Below are 1,574 nucleotides of genomic sequence, written 5' to 3'. Positions count from 1 at the left end.
TGTCGTTCGCCAGCGATAAAGTCTTAAGTAAGAAGTAACCGACTTTGTCCAACCCACACCCTCTGTGGCATTATTAATGCTTTAGGAGGGATTCACATGAAAGAGGTTGTCCTAACCATGAAAGAGGATCAAAAGTACAAAGTTATCAAAAACGTCGCCGAGCACCGCTCTTCGCGAGCCCGTGCGTGTCTTACCCTTAACCTGAGTGATCGTCAAGTACGTCGCCTGACTACCCAGTATGCCCAGTCCGGTAAGTCAGCGTTTCGTCATGGCAATGCCGGAAAGACCCCTGCCAATAAAATCTCAGTCCACACTAAGAATCAAATCGTTAAGCTTTATACCACGAAATACGAGGGGTTCAATATTAAACACTTCCATGAATTTCTGATCGAGCGTGAAAAGATTCAAATCTCTGAATCCTCTGTTCGCCGGATATTGCGAGAGCGTCACTGTTTATCGCCTAAGGCTCACCGAGCAACGAAGCGCGCTGTTCGCAAAGAGCTAAAGAAACGAGAAACACAAGCCAAACCTTTATCTAAACGTGAACTTCAAACACTTCAAGCCGTTGAGCCCGTCGATCCGATCAAAGCGCATCCTTCTCGTGCTCGAAAGAAGAACATTGGCGAGTTGATTCAGATGGATGGTTCTCAAGAGTATTGGCTCGGCTCAGACCATCCTAAAATCACCTTACATCTCGCAGTAGACGATGCCTCCGGCACAGTTGTTGGCGCTTGGTTTGAAGATCAAGAAACGCTTCAGGGATATTTCCAAGTCTTTGCCCAAATCTTGAGACAGCACGGAGTCCCTTATGAAATCCTAACGGATCGTCGGACCGTCTTTAACTCCAATAAAAAAGCGGGTGTCCCCGGATTGGAGAACCCACTTACGACCTTTGGCTATGCCTGCCAGACACTGGGAACGCAACTCTCAGTAACTAGTATTCCGCAAGCTAAAGGACGAATAGAACGAATGATTCAGACCTTCCAGAGCCGCCTGCGCAGCGAGCTTAAACTGGCAGAGATCTTATCACGTGAAGAAGCTAATCAGTTCTTAGAAACATATCTACCACGCTTCAATGACCAATTTGCACTTCCATCTGAAGGTATCACGTCTGTGTACGATACACAACTCCCAGAGACAGAAATTGAGCGAACTCTAATCATTCCTCGTGAGCGAACGATCTCCAAAGGCCATACTATACAGCTTGATACCGTTACTTATCAAACGTACAAAGATGATGAACTGATTTGTCTCCCACCAAAAACTAAAGTTCTGGCGATTCAGACTTATACAGGCAAATTATACGCAACAGACAAAGCTGACAATATCTTTGAGTTACGTCGACTTCGCCGCCATGAAGCTCACTCGCCGGCGTTTGAAGTAATTATCGAAACGCCAGCCAGAAAGAAAACCAAGAAACCATCGGCACCAGCCATCACACACCCCTGGCGTTTGATGAATTACCGGGACTTCTTGGTTTCAAGAGGCATGAACGTGTATGAAGCAAATCACGTCGTCTATCAAACGAGCAAATAACAACTCATTTATTGGACAAAGTCGAAAAACGCTTGACA

General features: G+C 45.9%; 1 protein-coding gene. It reads left to right on the top strand.

Going from position 1 to position 1,574, the window contains the following annotated elements; genetic code table 11:
- Window positions 1–96: 96 nt before the first annotated feature.
- Window positions 97–1,536, top strand: coding sequence for an ISNCY family transposase (locus tag ACKTSG_RS14220; RefSeq protein ID WP_407895679.1), 1,440 nt, complete (start codon window positions 97–99; stop codon window positions 1,534–1,536).
- Window positions 1,537–1,574 lie beyond the last annotated feature (38 nt).

The sequence above is a fragment of the Lacticaseibacillus salsurae genome (assembly GCF_045862175.1).
Lineage (GTDB): Bacteria > Bacillota > Bacilli > Lactobacillales > Lactobacillaceae > Lacticaseibacillus > Lacticaseibacillus salsurae.
The sequence above is the reverse complement of the archived record's forward strand: the minus strand, read 5'-3'. Positions and strand labels throughout refer to the sequence as shown.